Annotated in this window: 15 protein-coding genes; 10 read left to right on the top strand and 5 right to left on the bottom strand. The window is 67.6% G+C overall.

Annotated features, from left to right (window positions below; genetic code table 11):
• Positions 1 to 10: 10 nt before the first annotated feature.
• From DTO57_RS12550 to sdhC, 5 genes are all read right to left on the bottom strand, one after another.
• A complete protein-coding gene (locus DTO57_RS12550; protein ID WP_114118568.1) occupies positions 11 to 880 on the bottom strand; it encodes an exodeoxyribonuclease III in 870 nt (289 codons plus the stop codon).
• Between the two features lie 66 nt (positions 881 to 946).
• Positions 947 to 1,705: a succinate dehydrogenase iron-sulfur subunit gene (locus DTO57_RS12555; protein WP_114118569.1), complete on the bottom strand. Its 759-nt coding sequence runs from the start codon at positions 1,703 to 1,705 to the stop codon at positions 947 to 949.
• Positions 1,705 to 3,531 (bottom strand): succinate dehydrogenase flavoprotein subunit, encoded by a 1,827-nt coding sequence (sdhA, locus tag DTO57_RS12560; protein ID WP_114118570.1) that lies wholly within the window; start codon positions 3,529 to 3,531, stop codon positions 1,705 to 1,707. Before sdhA ends, DTO57_RS12555 begins: the two co-directional genes overlap by 1 nt.
• A 23-nt stretch (positions 3,532 to 3,554) precedes the next feature.
• Positions 3,555 to 3,998 (bottom strand): succinate dehydrogenase hydrophobic membrane anchor subunit, encoded by a 444-nt coding sequence (locus tag DTO57_RS12565; protein WP_114118571.1) that lies wholly within the window; start codon positions 3,996 to 3,998, stop codon positions 3,555 to 3,557.
• Positions 3,998 to 4,432, bottom strand: coding sequence for a succinate dehydrogenase, cytochrome b556 subunit (sdhC, locus tag DTO57_RS12570; protein ID WP_229730594.1), 435 nt, complete (start codon positions 4,430 to 4,432; stop codon positions 3,998 to 4,000). Before sdhC ends, DTO57_RS12565 begins: the two co-directional genes overlap by 1 nt.
• A 179-nt stretch (positions 4,433 to 4,611) precedes the next feature.
• Here sdhC and DTO57_RS12575 point away from each other — a divergent pair, with 179 nt between their 5' ends.
• From DTO57_RS12575 to DTO57_RS12620, 10 genes are all read left to right on the top strand, one after another.
• Positions 4,612 to 5,724, top strand: coding sequence for a mannose-1-phosphate guanylyltransferase (locus DTO57_RS12575; RefSeq protein WP_114118573.1), 1,113 nt, complete (start codon positions 4,612 to 4,614; stop codon positions 5,722 to 5,724).
• Between the two features lie 168 nt (positions 5,725 to 5,892).
• A complete protein-coding gene (locus tag DTO57_RS12580) occupies positions 5,893 to 6,999 on the top strand; it encodes a BMP family lipoprotein (RefSeq protein ID WP_229730593.1) in 1,107 nt (368 codons plus the stop codon).
• A gap of 79 nt (positions 7,000 to 7,078) precedes the next feature.
• Positions 7,079 to 8,602, top strand: coding sequence for an ABC transporter ATP-binding protein (locus DTO57_RS12585; protein ID WP_114118574.1), 1,524 nt, complete (start codon positions 7,079 to 7,081; stop codon positions 8,600 to 8,602).
• On the top strand, positions 8,599 to 9,834 hold the full coding sequence (locus tag DTO57_RS12590) for an ABC transporter permease (protein WP_114118575.1): 1,236 nt from the start codon (positions 8,599 to 8,601) through the stop codon (positions 9,832 to 9,834). The genes DTO57_RS12585 and DTO57_RS12590 overlap by 4 nt, the downstream gene beginning before the upstream one ends.
• Positions 9,831 to 11,111, top strand: a complete 1,281-nt coding sequence (locus DTO57_RS12595; RefSeq protein WP_114118576.1) for an ABC transporter permease — start codon at positions 9,831 to 9,833, stop codon at positions 11,109 to 11,111. The genes DTO57_RS12590 and DTO57_RS12595 overlap by 4 nt, the downstream gene beginning before the upstream one ends.
• Before the next feature lie 3 nt (positions 11,112 to 11,114).
• On the top strand, positions 11,115 to 11,513 hold the full coding sequence (locus DTO57_RS12600; RefSeq protein WP_114118577.1) for a cytidine deaminase: 399 nt from the start codon (positions 11,115 to 11,117) through the stop codon (positions 11,511 to 11,513).
• Positions 11,514 to 11,516: 3 nt separating this feature from the next.
• A complete protein-coding gene (locus DTO57_RS12605; protein WP_114118578.1) occupies positions 11,517 to 12,806 on the top strand; it encodes a thymidine phosphorylase in 1,290 nt (429 codons plus the stop codon).
• Positions 12,807 to 12,843: 37 nt separating this feature from the next.
• On the top strand, positions 12,844 to 13,980 hold the full coding sequence (locus tag DTO57_RS12610; RefSeq protein WP_114118579.1) for an adenosine deaminase: 1,137 nt from the start codon (positions 12,844 to 12,846) through the stop codon (positions 13,978 to 13,980).
• A 128-nt stretch (positions 13,981 to 14,108) separates the two neighbouring features.
• The gene (locus DTO57_RS12615) at positions 14,109 to 15,062 is read left to right on the top strand and encodes an MsnO8 family LLM class oxidoreductase (RefSeq protein ID WP_114118580.1); all 954 of its coding nucleotides are present in this window, start codon (positions 14,109 to 14,111) and stop codon (positions 15,060 to 15,062) included.
• 111 nt (positions 15,063 to 15,173) lie between these two features.
• Entirely contained in the window at positions 15,174 to 16,745 is a 1,572-nt protein-coding gene (locus DTO57_RS12620) for an HNH endonuclease signature motif containing protein (RefSeq protein ID WP_114118581.1), read from the top strand.
• Positions 16,746 to 16,854 lie beyond the last annotated feature (109 nt).

The following is a 16,854-nucleotide window of genomic DNA, read 5'->3' on the forward strand; positions in this document are numbered from 1 at the left end:
GTGAAGTTGCTTAGAGGGCGTAGTCGGCGACGACCGGCGCGTGGTCGCTCCAGCGCGTGTCATACGAGGGGTAGCGATCGACGCGGTAGCCCTCGACGAGCGCCGCGAGGGCAGGCGTCGCGAGGTGGTAATCGATGCGCCAGCCCGTGTCCTTGTCGAAGGCCTGGCCGCGGTTCGACCACCAACTGAAGGGACCCTCGACCTCGCCCGCGAAGGCGCGGCCGACATCGACGAAGCCGAGGCCCGTGCGGCCGGCCGCATACGGGCGGGTGTCGCTGAGCTCGCCCACCTTGCCGCGGGATCCGCTGAACTGGCCGACGACGGGCTCGCCCGCGGCGCCGAGGAACTGATCGAAGTAGGCACGCTCGCGGGCGAGGAAGCCGGCGCGGGAAACGTTGCCCTTCCAGTTCTTGATGTCGAACTCGCGGTGGCCGACGTTCAGATCGCCCGTGACGACGGCGTACTCGCCGAGCTGGGGCAGTCGCGAAGCCATGGCGTCGAGGAACAGCCACTTCGCGTCCTGCTTCGGGGTGTCGACCTCGCCCGAGTGCACGTATGCGCTCACGACGGTCACGACGCGGTCGCCGATCTGGAAGTCGGCCTCGAGCCAGCGGCCCTGGGCGTCCACGCCCTCGCCGAGGCCGGTGCGGTGCGCGATGGCGGGTTCGCGAGACGCGATCGCGACGCCCGCGCGGCCCTTCTGCGGCGACTCCTCCTCGAAGATGTGCCAGCCGGGCAGAACGGCCTCGAGGTGCTCGAGCTGGCCGCGCACCTCCTGGATTGTCAGGATGTCGACCCCGCTCGACTCGATCCAGCCGGCCATTCCCTTGCGGGCTGCGGCGCGGATTCCATTGACGTTGACGGAGGCGATGCGAGTCATACCCACCAGCCTAACGACGAAACGGGGCCCGACCAGAAGGTCGAGCCCCGTTCTCGTGGCGTTAGATCAGCGGCCGCCCTTGAGCACGGCCTGCTTCACCTCGGCGATCGCCTTGGTGATCTCGATGCCGCGGGGGCATGCCTCGGTGCAGTTGAAGGTCGTGCGGCAGCGCCACACGCCTTCCTTGTCGTTGAGGATGTCGAGACGCACCTGCGACTCGTCGTCGCGCGAGTCGAAGATGAAGCGGTGAGCGTTCACGATCGCGGCGGGGCCGAAGTACTGGCCATCGGTCCAGAACACGGGGCACGACGAGGTGCACGCGGCGCAGAGGATGCACTTGGTGGTGTCGTCGAAGCGCGCGCGGTCCTCGACCGACTGGAAGCGCTCCTTGCCCTTCTCCGGCGTCGAACGCGACTGCAGGAACGGCTGCACCTCGCGGAACGCGGCGAAGAACGGATCCATGTCGACGATGAGGTCCTTCTCGAGGGGGAGACCCTTGATCGCCTCAACGTAGACGGGCTTCGAGATGTCGAGGTCCTTGATCAGCGTCTTGCACGCGAGACGGTTGCGACCGTTGATGCGCATCGCGTCGGATCCGCAGATGCCGTGCGCGCACGAGCGGCGGAACGCGAGCGAGCCGTCCATGTCCCACTTGATGCGGTGAAGCGCATCGAGAACGCGGTCGGTCGGGTACATCTCGACGTCGTAGTCGACCCAGCGGGGCTCGCTGTCCTTCTCCGGGTCGAAGCGACGCACCATGAAGGTGACGAGGTACGACTGGATTGCCTGCTCCTCGGCAGGTGCTTCTGCCACAGCTGCGGACATCAGTACTTCCTCTCCTTCGGCGGGTAGCGCAAGTTGCCGTTCTCGTCCTTGACGAAGACGACGGGCTTCCAATCGAGCGTGATGTGGTCCTCGGGGTTCGGCGAGTGCGGGTCGCCCGTGAGGTACGCCATCGTGTGCTTCATGTAGTTGGCGTCATCGCGGTCGGGGTAGTCCTCGCGCATGTGTCCGCCGCGGCTCTCCTTGCGGTTACGCGCGGCGTACGCCACGATCTCCGCGAGGTCGAGGAGGAAACCAAGCTCGATGGCCTCGAGCAGGTCGGTGTTGAAGCGCTTACCCTTGTCGTCGATGGAGACGTTCATGTAGCGCTGGCGCAGCTCGTGGATGGTGCCCATGACGTTCGTCAGGGTCTCCTCGGTGCGGAACACCTGAGCGTTTTTGTCCATCTCTTCCTGCAGCGTGCGGCGGATGTCCGCGATGCGCTCGGTGCCGTTGGAGTTGCGCAGGCGCTCGACCATGTCGCGCACCTCCTTCGCGGGATCCGCGGGGAGGGGAACGAAGTCGGCGGTCTTCGCGTAGGCGACGGCATTACGGCCGGAGCGCTTACCGAAGACGTTGATGTCGAGCAGCGAGTTGGTGCCGAGGCGGTTGGATCCGTGCACCGACACGCAGGCGCACTCGCCGGCCGCGTAGAGGCCGGGGACGATCTCGTCGTTGTTCGCGAGGACCTCGCCCTCGTTGTTCGTCGGGATGCCGCCCATCGCGTAGTGCGCCGTCGGCATCACGGGAACGGGCTCGACGACCGGGTCGACGCCCAGGTAGGTGCGCGCGAACTCGGTGATGTCGGGGAGTTTCGTCTCGAGCACCTCGGCACCCAGATGGGTGCAGTCGAGGTAGACGTAGTCCTTGTTCGGGCCGGCGCCGCGGCCGTCGAGGACCTCCTTGACCATCGAACGCGCGACAATGTCACGCGGCGCGAGGTCCTTAATCGTCGGGGCGTAGCGCTCCATGAAGCGCTCGCCCGAGGCGTTACGCAGGATGGCGCCCTCACCGCGGGCACCCTCGGTGAGGAGGATGCCAAGGCCGGCGAGGCCCGTCGGGTGGAACTGGAAGAACTCGATGTCCTCAAGGGGGAGACCCTTGCGCCACACGATGCCGACGCCGTCACCCGTGAGGGTGTGCGCGTTCGAGGTGGTCTTGAACATCTTGCCGAAGCCGCCCGAGGCGAACACGACCGACTTCGCCTGGAAGACATGCAGGTCACCGGTCGCGAGCTCGAGGGCGACGATACCCGCGACGCGGGTCTTGCCGTTGTCGTCCTTCGTGGTGACGAGGTCGAGGGCGTAGAACTCGTTGAAGAAGTTGATGCCCAGCTTGACGCAGTTCTGGTACAGCGTCTGGAGGATCATGTGACCGGTGCGGTCGGCGGCGTAGCAGGCGCGGCGCACGGGCGCCTTGCCGTGCTCACGGGTGTGGCCACCGAAGCGACGCTGGTCGATCTTGCCGTCCGGCGTGCGGTTGAAGGGGAGGCCCATGTTCTCGAGGTCGATGACCGCGTCGATGGCTTCCTTCGCGAGGATCTCAGCAGCGTCCTGGTCGACGAGGTAGTCGCCGCCCTTGACGGTGTCGAAGGTGTGCCACTCCCACGAGTCTTCCTCGACGTTCGCGAGCGCCGCGGCCATGCCGCCCTGCGCCGCGCCCGTGTGGGAACGCGTGGGGTAGAGCTTCGTCACGACGGCCGTCTTGGCGTTCGGGCCGGCCTCGATGGCAGCGCGCATGCCGGCGCCGCCGGCGCCGACGATCACGACGTCGTGCTGGTGGTAGTAGACGCCGTCCTTGAGTTCTGCGTCGGGGTACTTATTCGTCATAAGAATGTGGTTCCGTTCTCGGCTCAAAGCTCAGAGCAGAAGGACGCGAGCAGGGCGGGGTCAGAGCCGGCCGGGCACGGGTCGAAGGTGAACACGACGAGCGTGCCGAGCAGGATCATGAGCGCGGCGACGATTCCGATGATCCACACGAGGGTGGTGCGGACCTTGACGTTGAGCACGTAGTCGTTGACGACGGTGCGCATGCCGTTGGCGCCGTGAATGAAGGCGAGCCAGAGCATCAGGACGTCCCACCACTGCCAGAACGGATCCGAGAGCTTGCCGCCGACGAAGGCGAAGCTGACGGCCGAGATGCCCTCGCCGACCATGAGGTTGACGAAGAGGTGGCCGAAGATCAGAACGATGAGCAGCACGCCGGACAGGCGCATGTAGAGCCAGCCCCACTTCTCAAGGTTCGAGCCCTTGCGGCGCTGGGGAATGCGGGGTGCTTCAAGAGCGGAAGCGTTCATCAGTGACCACCACCCATGTGCGAGAGAACGTTCGGGATGTGACGAGCGGCGAAGCCGGCGATCGTGACGATCCAGATGACGATGACGCACCAGAACATCTGGCGCTGGTACTTCGCACCCTTCGACCAGAAGTCGATGAGGATGATGCGCAGACCGTTGAACGCGTGATACGCGATACCGGCGACGAGAATGACCTCACCGAAGCCCATGATGGGTGTCTGGTACTGGCCGATCACGGCGTTGTACGCCTCGGGGGAGACCCTGATCAGCGCCGTGTCGAGCACGTGCACGAGCAGGAAGAAGAAAATGGCGATGCCGGTGATACGGTGCAGGACCCACGACCACATGCCCTCGCGGCCGCGATACAGGGTGCCGCGCGGAACCTTCGAGGTGGTCTGGGACACGTCTGGTGTCTGACGCGCAGGTGCGGACACGATCGTCCTCTCTGAGATGATGTTGGCTCTGCCCGCTTGCACGCCAATGTGGGCGCGTTCACGGGCCATAGTTTCAGGGTACTCCCCGCCCTCGAAACGTTCGATGAAGGTAGACCTAAGTTCGTCTCGCCCCGCGGCGCTCCCCAGTTGCGACAGCTTCGTCGACTACCGTGGGGGCCATGTCTGAGCCGATCGACGACTTCTACGCTGTAATCCCGGCCGGGGGCATTGGATCCCGCCTCTGGCCGCTCTCGCGCGCAGAGTCGCCCAAGTTCCTGCACGATCTGACGGGCGCCGGGGCCTCCCTGTTGCGCATGACGTGGGATCGCCTGCTGCCCCTGACGGGCACCGATCGGATCGCAGTTGTCACGGGCCGCGCGCACGGCCCGAAGGTCGAGGAAGACCTTCCCGACGTCGACCTCAACAACGTCTTTATGGAGATGGATCCGCGCGACTCGTCGGCCGCGATCGGCCTCGCCGCCGCGATCCTCGAGCGCCGGCACCCCGGCGTCGTGATCGGATCCTTCGCCGCGGATCACGTGATCAAGCGCCAGCGCGTGTTCGAGTTCACGGTGCGCCAGGCGGTCGCCGCGGCGCGTGAGGGATACATCGCGACGATCGGCATCCAGCCCTCCGAGCCCGCTGTCGGCTTCGGCTATATCAAAACGGGCGACGAGCTCATCATCGACGACGCGCCCATGGCCGCCCTCGTCGAGCGCTTCGTCGAGAAGCCGGACCTGGCTACGGCGCGCGAGTACTTCGCCGATCGCTCCTATCTCTGGAACGCGGGCATGTTTATCTCCCGCGCCGACGTGATCCTTGACGAGCTCAAGGCCAACGAGCCCGAGCTGCACGCCGGCCTCATGGAGATCGCCGATGCCTGGGACACCGCCTCCCGCGACGAGGTCGTGGAGCGCGTGTGGCCGACGCTCAAGAAGATCGCGATCGACTACGCGGTCGCGGAGCCGGCCGCGGAGAAGGGCCGCCTCGCCGTGATTCCCGGGCAGTTCGACTGGGACGACGTGGGCGACTTCGCGAGCCTCTGGACGCTCGTGGGCGACGGCCGTCGCGAGGGGGTAACGACCCTGGGCAGCAACCAGGACGTTCTCGACGACAACGCGACCGCCCTGGTGGTCTCGGAGACCGACCGCGTCATCGCGATGATCGGCGTCGAGAACATCATCGTGGTCGATACGCCCGACGCACTCCTCGTCACGACGAGCGAGCATGCGCAGCGCGTCAAGCAGACCGTGAGCTCGCTGCAGAACAAGGGTCGCGACAGCGTTCTCTGATCCCACCGGGAATTTCGCGCGCCCGCGAACATAACTATCGCGTCTCGGCACTCGTGTGCCGGTCGATACGCTCAGTTTTGCCGCGATAACGTGAGCACATCGCTTCGGAAAGCGCGGCCTATTACTCGGGCGCGCGGCGAGGCGCGACATCCCTGGAGGACACCAGACATGAACATGATCAAGCGCACGGCATTCGGTGCCACCGCTGTTGTCAGTGCAGGCCTGCTGCTCGCCGCATGCGGCGCTGCGCCCGACGAAGCATCGACCCCCTCGGAGGGCGGCGACGCATCGGCCCCGGCCGCGTCGGACTTCCTGCCCTGCATCGTTTCCGACTTCGGTGGCTTCGACGACAAGTCGTTCAACCAGCTCTCCCTCGAGGGGGTCGAGCAGGCGGCCGACGAGCTTGGTGTTGACTTCAAGCAGGTCGAATCGAACGCCGAGACCGATTACGCACCGAACCTGAACGCGCTCGTCGCCCAGGGCTGTAGCGCCATCGCGTCGGTCGGCTTCGCACTCGCCCCCGCAACGGTCGAGGCTGCGAACGCCAACCCCGACATCGACTTCATCCTCATCGACGACGCGGCCGACACCGACTTCGACGGCACGAAGGACGCCGAGACGGTCAAGCCGCTGCTCTACGACACGGCCCAGGCCGCGTTCCTCGCCGGCTACCTGTCGGCGGGCTATTCGGAGGCCGGCAAGGTCGGTACCTTCGGTGGCCAGGAGTTCCCGACCGTGACGATCTTCATGGACGGCTTCAAGCAGGGCGTCGACTACTACAACGAGACCAAGGGCACTGACGTGTCGGTCATTGGTTGGGACGGCGAGACCGGTTCGTTCACGGGCGGCTTCTCGGCGGGCCCCGAGGCGAAGACCGTGGCGCAGAACATCATCGACCAGGGCGTCGACGTGCTGCTTCCGGTCGGTGGCCCGATCTACCAGTCGGCGCTGCAGGCCATTAAGGAAGACGGCGGCGACATCGCGCTGATCGGTGCCGACGCCGACCTCTTCGAGAGCGACCCGACCACGGCCGACTACGTGCTGACGTCGATCCTCAAGAACATGCACCTGTCGACCTACGAGGCCGTCATGGCGAGCGCGAACGGCGAGTTCGATGCCGAGGCCTACATCGGCACCCTCGAGAACGAGGGCGTCGGTATCGCCGACCTGCATAACTTCGCTGACAAGGTTGACCCGGCGCTCCTCGAGGAGGTCAACGCTCTTCAGGAGCAGATCATCTCGGGCGATCTCGAGGTTGATTCGTACCTGAGCTAATTGCTCGGTGGGGAGGGGAGGCCGGCTCGCGCCGACCTCCCCTCGTCATGTGTGACGCTCCGGAATAGGATCAGGAACTATGAAGCTCGAACTGCGCGGCATCACGAAGCGATTCGGCGCGCTGACAGCCAACGACCACATCGATCTCACGATCGAACCGGGCGAGATTCACTCGCTCCTCGGTGAGAACGGTGCGGGAAAGTCCACGCTGATGAACGTGCTCTACGGCCTCTACCAGGCCGACGAGGGCGACATCCTGCTCGACGATGTCGTGCAGCACTTCAGCGGCCCCGGCGACGCGATGGCCGCCGGCATCGGCATGGTGCACCAGCACTTCATGCTGATCCCGGTGTTCACGGTCGCCGAGAACGTGATGCTCGGTCACGAGCAGACCGCGTTCGGTGGGCGCCTCGACCTCGCGGCGGCGCGCAAGCGCGTGCGCGAGATCTCCGACCGTTTCGGGTTCGACGTGGATCCGGATGCGGTTGTCGAGGATCTCCCCGTCGGCGTGCAGCAGCGGGTCGAGATCATCAAGGCGCTCTCGCGCGACGCGAAGGTTCTCGTCTTCGACGAGCCCACCGCCGTGCTCACGCCGCAGGAGACCGACGAGCTCATGGCGACCATGCGCCAACTGCGCGACGCCGGCACGTCGATCGTCTTCATCACACACAAGCTCCGCGAGGTGCGCGAGGTGGCCGACCGCATCACGGTCGTGCGCCTCGGCAAGATCGTCGGCACGGCGTCGCCGACCGCGACGAACGAGGAGCTCGCGTCGCTCATGGTGGGCCGCGCGGTCGAGCTGACGGTCCACAAGGACGCGCCGAAGCTCGGATCCGAGGCGCTCGTCGTGCAGAACCTCACCGTCACCGACGAGACCGGGCAGGTCACCGTCGACGACGTGTCGTTCTCGGTGAGCGGCGGCGAGACGCTCGCGATCGTGGGCGTGCAGGGCAACGGCCAGACCGAGCTGACCGAGGCGCTCGTCGGCCTGCAGGATCGCGTGAGCGGAAGCGTGGTGCTCGACGGAAACGAGCTCATCGGCCGCACGGTGCGCGACATCCTCGAGGCGGGCGTGGGCTTCGTGCCCGAGGACCGCAGCATCGACGGCCTCGTGAAGGAGTTCTCGATCGCCGAGAACCTCATGCTCGACCGCTCGCACGGCGCCCCCTTCGTCTCGGCCGGCAACGTCCAGCGCCGGGTGCTCGACGAGTTCGCGCGCGAGAAGATCGCCGAGTTCGACATTCGCACGCAGGGACCGCAGCAGGCGGCCGGCCGCCTCTCGGGCGGTAATCAGCAGAAGGTCGTGCTCGCCCGCGAGCTGAGCCGCGACCTCGCGCTGTTCGTCGCGGCGCAGCCCACCCGCGGCGTCGACGTCGGATCCATCGAGTTCATCCACACCCGCATCGTCGCGACACGCGACAGCGGGATCCCCGTCATCGTGATCTCGACCGAGCTCGACGAGGCCACGGCCCTCGCCGACCGGATCATGGTGATGTACCGCGGCAAGGTCGTCGGCATCGTTCCCGGCAACACCCCGCGCGAGACGCTCGGCCTGATGATGGCCGGAATGATCGACGAGACCGCATCGGAGGTGGCGGAATGAGCACCGCCGATAACCAGCCATCGCGCTGGCACCAGGCCTTCCGCGCCATCACGACCGGTAACGGCCTCATCGCCGTGCTGTCGGTCGTGCTCGCGCTGATCGCCGGATCCATTCTTATCGCCGTGACCGACGACGGCGTGCGGGCCGCGGCGGGGTACTTCTTCGCCCGCCCCGGCGACACCTTTGTCGCGATCTGGGAGGCCGCCTCTGGCGCCTACGTCGCGCTCTTCCAGGGCGCGATCTACAACACGAACGCCTCGACGTTCGCGGCGGGCATCAAGCCGCTGACCGAGTCGCTGAAGTTCGCGACGCCGCTGATCGCGGCGGGCCTCGGCGTGGGCCTCGCGTTCCGCGCGGGCCTGTTCAACATCGGTGGCCAGGGCCAGATGCTCATGGCGGCTGCGGCCGCGGGCTACGTCGGCGCCTACATGGACCTGCCGGTCGGGCTGCACCTCGTCGTCGCGATCGTCGCTGGCGTCATCGCGGGTGGCCTCTGGGCCGGTATCGCGGGCCTCTTGAAGGCGAAGACGGGCGCGCACGAGGTGATCCTCACGATCATGCTCAACAACATCGCGTTCTACCTCCTCGCGTGGATGCTCGCGACGCAGGGCATCCTGCAGGCGCCCGGATCCAGCAACCCGAAGACCGCGGCGATGGCCGACACGGCCCGCCTGCCCCAGCTCCTCGGAAGCGGCTTCGGCCTGCACGCCGGCGTGATCCTCGCGATCGTCGCCGTCATCTTCACCTGGTGGCTGCTCGAGCGTTCGAGCCTCGGCTACCGCCTGCGCGCCGTGGGCGAGAACCCCGACGCGGCCCGCACGGCGGGCATCAACGTGGGCCGCTCGTACGTGACGGTCATGCTGATCGCCGGTGGCCTCGTCGGTATCGCCGGCGTCACGCAGGTGCTCGGCACCGTGCCGACGGGCTTCGGCGGCGACATCGACGCCGGCATGGGCTTCGACGCCATCACTGTCGCGCTCCTCGGCCGCTCGACCCCGATCGGGATCCTCTTCGCGGGCCTGCTGTTCGGCGCGTTCAAGGCCGGTGGGTTCTGGATGCAGGCAGCCGAGCAGGTGCCGAACGAGGTCGTCCTCGTCGTGCAGTCGCTCATCGTGCTCTTCATCGCCGCGCCGCCGCTCGTGCGGGCCGTTTTCGGCCTGCCGCAGGCCGACGGCCGCCGCAAGAACAAGAAACAGAAGAAGTCTCGTTCGAAGAAGGAGGTGTCGGCATGACCGCCGTCGCCGAAACCGTCGTGAGCGACGAGCAGCGCCAGGTCACGGTGCGCTCGTGGAAGACGCCCATCATCTTCGCGGTCTTCACGCTGCTGTTCGCGCTGCTGCCGATCGCGGCGCCGCGCGAGGGCCACAGCACGTTCCGCCTCGTGCGCAGCAACGCCGCGGCGATCCAGGTGCCCGACCTCGTCCTGCCGTCGAACGCGACGGCGTGGGTGAGCGTCGTCCTCCTCGCGGCCGCGACCGTGCTCGCGGCCGTCTGGACGCGGGCCGGCAAGCGGATCCCGCTCTGGCTCATCACGGTCTACGTCATCGTGTTGCTGGTGGGCTTCCTCACCTGGGCCTCGGCGGGCGCGACCCTGCCGATGATCGGCCTGCTGGGCGGCGCGCTCACGCTCGCGACCCCGCTGATCTTCGGCGCCCTCGGCGGCGTGATCGGCGAGCGCGTCGGCGTCGTCAACATCGCGATCGAAGCACAGCTTCTCGCGGGCGCCTTCACGGCGGCCCTCGTCGGAACGATGACGGGCACGCCGTGGGCGGGCCTCATCGCCGCGATGATCGCCGGCCTGCTCGTGGGCCTCGTGCTCGCGGTCTTCGCGATCACCTACTACGTGAGCCAGATCATCGTCGGTGTCGTGTTGAACGTGCTGGTGATCGGCCTGACGACCTTCTTCTTCAGCACCGTCATGAGCGACGACCCGTCGAAGTACAACTCGCCGACGGTGTTCCCGGCGCTGCCGATACCGCTGCTCAGCGAGATCCCCGTCATCGGCCCGGTGTTCTTCCGCCAGACGATCATCACGTACTTCATGTACGTCGTCGTCGCGGTCGTCGCGTACGGTCTCTACCGCACCCGCTGGGGCCTGCGGCTCCGCGCGGTCGGCGAGCACCCGCAGGCCGCCGACACCGTCGGCATCAAGGTCGCCGCGACCCGCTACTGGAACGTGATGCTCGCCGGCGCGATCGCCGGCATGGGCGGCGCGTTCTACACTCTCGTGTCGAACCCGCAGTTCGGCCGCGAGATGACCGGCGGCGCCGGATTCATCGCGCTGGCCGCGGTTATCTTCGGTAAGTGGGATCCGATCCGCGCGACGCTCGCGGCGCTGCTCTTCGGCTTCGCGACCAACCTGCAGGGCATCTTCTCGGTCATCGGTTCCCCGGTGCCGAGCCAGTTCATGTTGATGCTGCCGTACGTCGTGACGCTCTTCGCCGTCGCGGGTCTCGTCGGGCGCTCGCGCCCGCCGGCGGCCTCGGGCGAGCCGTACATCAAGGGGTAAGACATGGCTGACATCGACTGGAAGACGCTGCGCGAGGCGGCGATCGCTGCCATGCAGCACGCGTACGCGCCGTACTCGAATTACAAGGTCGGCGCGGCGGCATACGCCTCCGATGGCCGCATCGTCTCGGGGTGCAACACCGAGAACGCGTCCTACGGCGTCGGGTTGTGCGCCGAGTGCGGCCTGATCTCGAACCTCGCGATGACGGGCGGCGGCACGCTCGTCGCGTTCGTCTGCGTGAACGGCGAGGGCGACGTGATCATGCCCTGCGGGCGCTGTCGCCAGCTGCTGTACGAACACTCGACCGCCGAGACGCTGCTCGACACCGTCTCCGGCATCCGCACGATCGATGAGGTGCTGCCCGACACGTTCGGGCCCCGCGACCTCGAGAAGGTGAAGTAGACCATGGCCGAACCGTTCGACGCTGTCGACATTATCCGCACCAAGCGCGATGGCGGATCCGTTTCCGAGCCCGCGCTGCGCTGGCTCATCGACGCGTACACGCGCGAGTACGTGCAGGACGCGCAGATGTCGGCGTTCACGATGGCGGTGCTGCTCAACGGCATGACCCGCGACGAGATCCGTGTCATGACCGACGCGATGATCGCGTCGGGCGAGCGCATGAGCTTCGCCGGCCTCGGCAAGCGCACCGCCGATAAGCACTCGACCGGCGGCGTGGGCGACAAGATCACCCTTCCGCTCGCTCCGCTCGTGGCGAGCTACGGCGTCGCCGTTCCCCAGCTCTCGGGCCGCGGCCTCGGCCACACAGGCGGCACGCTCGACAAGCTCGAGTCGATCCCGGGCTGGCGCGCGGCGCTATCGAACGAGGAGATGTTCGCGCAGATGCAGGGCCCCGTGGGCGCCGTGATCTGCGCGGCCGGATCGGGGCTCGCCCCCGCCGACAAGCGCCTCTACGCGCTCCGCGACGTGACGGGCACGGTCGAGGCGATCCCGCTGATCGCGTCGAGCATCATGTCGAAGAAGATCGCGGAGGGCACCGAGTCGCTCGTGCTCGACGTGAAGTTCGGCTCGGGCGCGTTCATGAAGGACTACGCCAAGGCGAAGGAACTCGCCGAGACGATGGTCGCCCTGGGCGCCGACTCGGGCGTGAACACGACGGCTCTGCTGACCGACATGTCGACGCCGCTCGGCCTCACGGCCGGAAACGCCAACGAGGTGCGCGAGTCGGTCGAGGTCCTCGCCGGCGGCGGCCCGGCCGACGTCGTCGAGCTGACGGTTGCCCTCGCCCGCGAGATGCTGCAGATGTCGGGCATCGATGCGGATCCGGCGGAGGCTCTCAAGGACGGCCGCGCGATGGACACGTGGCGCGCGATGATCCGCGCGCAGGACGGGGATCCGGACGCGGCGCTGCCGACGCCGAAGGAGACGCACGTCGTCACCGCCGAACGCGATGGCGTCATGACGCGCCTCGACGCGTACGACGTGGGCATCGCGGCCTGGCGCCTCGGCGCGGGCCGCGCACGGGCGCAGGATCCGGTGGTCCACGCCGCGGGCATCGACCTGCACGCGAAGCCCGGCGACGCCGTGAAGAAGGGTGAACCCCTGTTCACTCTGAATGCCGACGACCCGGCGCGCTTCGACCGCGCGCTCGAGGCGCTTTCCGGATCCTACGAGATCGGCGAGAGCGCACCCGAGGCGACCCCGATCGTGCGCGAACGCATCGCCTCCGCCTGATCCTCCACACCCGAGCACCCCCGAGCAAGGAGACCCCATGTCCCGCCCCCAGCACAAGCGCCAGAGCCCCCGCCGAGAGGCAAGCGTCGAGGGTGTGCCGATCCGCAGCCTGCCGAAGGTGTCGCTCCACGACCACCTCGACGGAGGGCTGCGGGCCTCGACCGTCTTCGAGCTCGCGAGCGCCCAGGGCGCGACCCTGCCCGCCGCGAACTCGCGCGAGCTGGGGGAGTGGTTCGCCGAGCAGGCGAACGCCGGATCCCTCGTCGAGTACCTGAAGACGTTCGACCTGACGATCTCGGTCATGCAGTCGGCCGAGAACCTCACGCGCGTCGCGCGCGAGTACGTCGAGGACCTCGCGAACGACGGCGTCATCTACGGCGAGGTGCGCTGGGCGCCCGAGCAGCACCTCGAGGGCGGTCTCTCGCTCGAAGACGCGGTGCAGGCGGTGCAGGACGGCATCGAGGAGGGCGAGGACGCGGCCGACGCGAACGGCCACTCGATCCGCGTCGGCCAGATCCTGTCGGCGATGCGCCAGGGCTCGCGCTCGCTCGAGATCGCGCGTCTCGCGCTCGACTTCCGCGACGACGGGGTGGTCGGCTTCGACCTGGCGGGCCCGGAGGAGGGCTTCCCGGCCTCGGACCACCAGGAGGCGCTCGACCTGCTGGCGCAGGAGTTCTTCCCCGTGACGATTCACGCGGGCGAGGCGGCGGGTCTCGACTCGATCAACTCGGCGCTGCTCGACGGGCGCGCGCTGCGCCTCGGGCACGGCGTGCGCATCGCCGAGGACCTCGAGGAGATCGCGGCGGAGGGCGACGAGGTGCGGGTGCGCCTGCGCGACCTCGCGACCTGGGTGCGCGACCGCGAGATCGCGCTCGAGGTGTCGCCGTCGTCGAACCTGCAGACGGGCGCGATCGCGCAGTGGGGCACGAAGATCGAGGATCACCCCTTCGACCTGCTCTACCAGCTCGGATTCTGCGTGACGGTCAACACAGACAACCGCCTCATGAGCCGCACGACGCTGACGCGCGAGCTCGCGCTGCTGGTCGACACCTTCGAGTACGGCCTCGAGGATCTCGAGACGCTGCAGCTGAACGCGGCGGGCAGTGCCTTCCTCCCGCTCGAGCAGCGCGAGGAGCTCATCGAGCTGATCCAGGATGGGTTCGAGCGGGCGTAGGTCTCGCTCTTTTTCCCCGCCGAACGCACAAGATTTACCCGAACGCCTACGTTATTTCGTATCCGCTCGGGTAATTCTTGTGCGTTCGCGCGCGGAATAGGGGTGTCGGCACCCTGGTTGAGTCTGATGTGATCCTCTCCATCCTCGACCGTTCTCGTACCCGCGCCGGGGATCCGGATGGCCAGGCCCTGCACGATACGATCGCTCGGGCGCGGCGGGCCGAGGAACTGGGCTTTCACCGCTTCTGGGTCGCGGAGCATCACGCTGTGCCGGGCATTGCATCGGGCGCGCCGGCGGTGTTGCTGGCCGCGATCGGGCAGGTGACATCGCGGATCCGCCTCGGCTCGGGCGGCGTCATGCTGCCGCAGCACCAGCCGCTCGTCGTCGCGGAGCAGTTTCGCATGCTCGAGGGGCTCTACCCGGGTCGCATCGACCTCGGTATCGGCACGTCGCTCGGCTTCACGCCGGCGGTGCGCCGGGCGCTGCGGCGCGAGGAGATCTCGGACGCCGAGGTCGACGGCGAGATCGGCGAGGTGCTCGAATACCTCGCTTCGCGGGCGCCGATCACGGCGCGCCCGAAGACGGATCCGGTGCCGGTTCACGTGCTTGCGTCGCGCTCCGGGATCGCGCGGGCGGCTCGGCTGGGGCTGCCGGTCGTGATCGGCGGGCCGATGGTCTTCAGCGATCAGCTGCCGGGGCTCTTGGCGGAGTACCGTTCCGGCTTTGGCGGATCCGCCCCGCACGTCATGCTGTCGGTCGACGCGTTCGCGGCCTCCTCGACCGATCGGGCGCGCGAGCTCGCGCTGCCCGAGGCCTGGGCGATGGCGATGTCGCGCCGGACGGGGGAGTTTGGCCCGCTCGAGTCGCCCGAACGGATCCTCGCGCAGAGCTGGCCGGATGCGGTCCGCGCGCGGGTGGAGAAGCACCTGCGCGGCGTGATCCTGGGGACGCCGGGGGAGGTCGCGGCGCGGCTCGAGGGGCTCGTGAGTGCGACGGGAGCGGACGAGGTTCTCGTGTCGACGTCGACCTATGACACCGGGGCTCTGGCGGGGCTTGATGAGGCGCTGATCGGGGCTTTTTAGCCGCTGCTTTGTCGGTGGTTGTTGCGATGATGGTCGTGGCGCGGGGCGCATGCGAAACTTTCTTCTAATAATGGTCTTCCATTAGTAGTAGTTTTGTTCTAAACTTGAGGTATGAACAAGGACGCGACACTCGAACTCGACGGGCTCACCGCCGAAGAGCGTGTGATCGCGGGCCTGCTCGTCGACGCAACGACCCGGTTTGACGCGGCGATCGCGCGTTTTGAGGCGCTCAAGGCCACGGCCCTTTCGCAGCTCGCGGCGATCGCGCATGCGGCGGGCGAGAGGTCGGCGAACCCCGACGGCATCGACTACGCTCGCCGCGCGATGGCGGCGGAGGTCGCGGCGGCGACGCACACGCATCCGGCGTCGGCGAAGCACGCGATGGAAGACGCGGAACTCCTCACTCACGACTATCCCGAGACGCACGCGGCGCTCGGCGAGGGCACGATCTCGGCGAAGCACGCGCGCGTCGTGGTCGAGGCCGGTTCCCTGCTGGAGCCGGACGCGCGGGCGGCGTTCGACGCCTCGACGGCGCCGATCGCGGCCGAGATGACGCCGGGCGACCTGTCGCGGGTCGCGAAGAAGCGGGCGGCCGAGGCGGCGGAGATGTCGCCCAGGGAGCGGCACGCGCTGGTGCGGAAGCGCCGGTACGTCTCGATCACCGACCGCGATGACGGCATGAGTGATCTGCGCATCTATGGGCCGTCGCTGGAGCTTCATGCGGTGTATGACCGTGCGACGAAGCTTGCGAAGGTGATCAAGCAGGATCGGACCCGGGTGCGGGATCAGTACCGGCGGAAGGTCGGGCACCCTGTCGGGGCGGAGTGTGATGTGGAGGCTTGTCGGTGCCGGGCAATGCGGGCTGGTGGCGACGGTACGCCGGGCGCGGCACAGGATGGCGGCACGTCGAGCGTGGGCCAGCAGGAAGATGCACCGAACCCGGCCCTCACCGCCGCGACCGATCACCGCACCCTCGATCAAGTCCGCACCGACGTCCTCGTCGACATCCTCCTCGGCGCCGAGCCCACCGGGCATGACCTCTACGCGGCCGGCACCGACGCGACACTGTCGAACATCCAGGCCGAAGTGCAGGTGACGATCCCGTCGACGATGATCCTCGACCCCGACGACGGGGCCGCGTGGCTCGACGCCGGCACCCTCATCTCACCCGACACGGCCCGCCACCTCGCGGGAGCGGCGCCGGGATGGGACCGGCTCTTCTACCGGCCAGACACGGGGCAGGTCGAACAGATCGACCATTACCGTCCCCTGGCGTGGCAGAAACGCGCCCTGATCGGCAGGGACCTCACGTGCCGGTTCCCCGGGTGCACTCTGCCCGCACGCAAGGCAGATATTGATCACACGCACGCGTTCGCCGAGGGCGGCCGCACGACGATGTCGAACCTCGCCTGCCTGTGCGAGGCGCATCACGTGATGAAGCATCAGTCGGATTGGCGGATGCGGCAGCTCGACGATGGCGTCATCGAGTGGACGAGCCCGACCGGCCGAACATACGAGACGGAACCACCGAGCAGGGTCTTCTTCCGAGAAGAACCCGAACCCGAACCGGTTCCGGAGTATCGCGACTACTGGAATGATCCGCCGTATCCCGATGCAGATGATCCTCGGGGCGGGAATAGGACGGATGTCACCCCGGCCCCGCGGGACCTCGGGGCAACATAAACCCACGCACCGCTTGCGCAGCACCGGCGAAACATCGGCGGAGTCTCGGCCCTCTCGCGAGTGGCGCCGGCCCGGCGAGACGATGTGCTCGGCCTGCTACGGCTTTGAG

This window comes from Microbacterium sorbitolivorans, from assembly GCF_003327285.1.
Classification (GTDB): Bacteria; Actinomycetota; Actinomycetes; order Actinomycetales; family Microbacteriaceae; genus Microbacterium; species Microbacterium sorbitolivorans.